Below are 2,056 nucleotides of genomic sequence, written 5' to 3'. Positions count from 1 at the left end.
GCCCAGCGGGAGCAAGCTCCCTCGCCACAATGGGTGCTTGCGGGTCCACGGCGGCCCTTCAGCAGGTACAATCCGCCGGGCCTTAAAATGAAACACCAGGAATTCAAATGTTCAGCCTTACCCATTACGAAACCCCATGCCCCGAGCCGATCAACGCGCAGATCCTGCAGATGGTGGTCGACTACCTGACGGACATCAGCATGGTCGCCATCCCGCCAAGCAACCTGCTGTACAACGTCTACCAGTACGCCATCGGCTACGAGGTGCACCTGTACCTGGAAGCGCTGGGCGGGTCCAAGGGCATTGCGGTGGAATTGATCGTCGCGCTGGACGCGCAGGAGCAGGTGATCGGCTTCCTGCTGTACCTGCCGGTGAAGGACGATCCCGAGGCGTGCGGCGTGGCTTACATGGCGGTGCACGCCAGCCATCGGCGCAAAGGCGTGGCGCGGGCGATGATGCAGGACATGCTGGCCCGCTACCCGCATGCCGAACTGACCTGCGCGGTGGAGAAGGTCCCGGCGTTCGAGTCCATGGGCTTTCAACTGCGCGGTGTGCGCGGTACTCAGGTGTTGATGAACACCCGCGACTACAGCACTGACGGCTTGATGGGGCTGCTGGATGTGGCGTCGATCTACAGCTCGCTGGAGGTGCGGCAGATCCACACCTACCTCCTGCAAAAGCACGGCAAGCGGGCGATGGTCGATGCCGAAAAACAGCGTGATCGTCACTTCGACCAGCTGACCCACAAGGCTCGGATGTTTGTACATGCAAGGCTGGGCTAACGCGCTCCTCGACTCACCATCGACTTGATGCTCGCAAACAGCTCCTCTTGCGCCTCCAACGGGCTGATCTCGCCGCTGGCCGCAGCATGGGACAAGGCGTCCGCCGCGCCCAGCATTGCGCGTAAACCGGGCTGGCCAATCACACCGTCCACGGCAAAGGGGGCGAGGGCATCGCGACACTTGCCGAGGAAAATCACGTCGTACTCACGCTTGATGGCTTCCAGTTCCGGGCTGCCGGCCAGGGCCGCAATCACTCCCGGAATTTCACGCCCTTGTAGCAACACACAATCGACGTAGCACGAGGCGATCACCCAGGCGCGATCGTCCAGGGTGGGTTCGCTGGCCTCGATTGCGGCGGCAAATACCTGGTTCTGACGGGCGTCGAAATCTTCATACAGCGCGGCCAACAGCCCCGCGCGATCGCCGAAATGATCATACACCACCGGCTTTGTAACGCCGGCCAACTCGGCCAGATGCCCGAGGGTCAGGGCATCGGTGCCTTCTTCTCGCACCAGTTGCCAGGCCACGTCGAGCAACTGGCGCAGCCGGTCATCCCGGGACAGGCGACGGCGAGGGGCAGGGGATTGATCGCTTGACATGCTTATATACCAAAAGTAACTTACCAACGGTAACTTAGCTCAAGCCTACTCAATTTGCCTGCTCATCGCCACCCCGAAGGAGTCATTGCCATGCACGCGCTGATCGTAGTTGCCCATCACGACCCACAATCCCTCACCCACAGCCTCGCCAAACAGGCCGCTGCCGGCATCACAGCCGCAGGGCACACCTTCGAGATCGCCGACCTCGCCGCCGAAGGTTTCGACCCACGCTACAGCGCCGCCGACCATAAAGTGCACCGCACCCGTGCCACGCCGCCGGCGGACGTGCTGGCCGAACAGGCCCGGCTCGACCGAGCCGACGCCCTGGTGCTGGTGTACCCGATCTTCTGGTGGTCGATGCCAGCGTTGCTCAAGGGCTGGATCGACCGGGTGTTCGTCAACGGCTGGGCGCTGGACTACAGCCTGGAAACCCAGGTGGTGAAAAAACTCGGCCATCTGCAGGTGCACTTGCTGGGCGTCGGCGCATCGGACGAAGGCGTGTTCGAACGCCACGGCTATGCCAACGCCATGCGCACGCAAATCGACCACGGGATCTTTGATTACTGTGGGGCGAAGGTGCTGACGTCCGAGCTGCTGCTGGACTCGGAAAGCGGCGCTGCGGAACAGCATCTGGAGACGGCGGCAAAGCTGGGGCGACAACTGTTCGTCACCCTG

Annotated in this window: 3 protein-coding genes; 2 read left to right on the top strand and 1 reads right to left on the bottom strand. The window is 62.4% G+C overall.

The window, feature by feature from the left end:
• Positions 1-107 precede the first annotated feature (107 nt).
• Positions 108-782 (top strand): GNAT family N-acetyltransferase, encoded by a 675-nt coding sequence (locus tag JV201_RS15435; protein WP_219405672.1) that lies wholly within the window; start codon positions 108-110, stop codon positions 780-782.
• Here the strand turns inward: JV201_RS15435 and JV201_RS15430 are convergent.
• On the bottom strand, positions 779-1,381 hold the full coding sequence (locus JV201_RS15430; RefSeq protein ID WP_219405671.1) for a TetR/AcrR family transcriptional regulator: 603 nt from the start codon (positions 1,379-1,381) through the stop codon (positions 779-781). The genes JV201_RS15435 and JV201_RS15430 overlap by 4 nt on opposite strands.
• 90 nt (positions 1,382-1,471) lie before the next feature.
• Here JV201_RS15430 and JV201_RS15425 point away from each other — a divergent pair.
• The coding region (locus JV201_RS15425) for an NAD(P)H-dependent oxidoreductase (RefSeq protein ID WP_219405670.1) at positions 1,472-2,056 on the top strand (585 nt) is incomplete at its 3' end.

It is taken from the genome of Pseudomonas sp. Colony2 (assembly GCF_019382755.1).
Classification (GTDB): Bacteria; Pseudomonadota; Gammaproteobacteria; order Pseudomonadales; family Pseudomonadaceae; genus Aquipseudomonas.
Note: the sequence above shows the minus strand (reverse complement) of the source record. Positions and strands in the feature narration are given on the sequence as shown.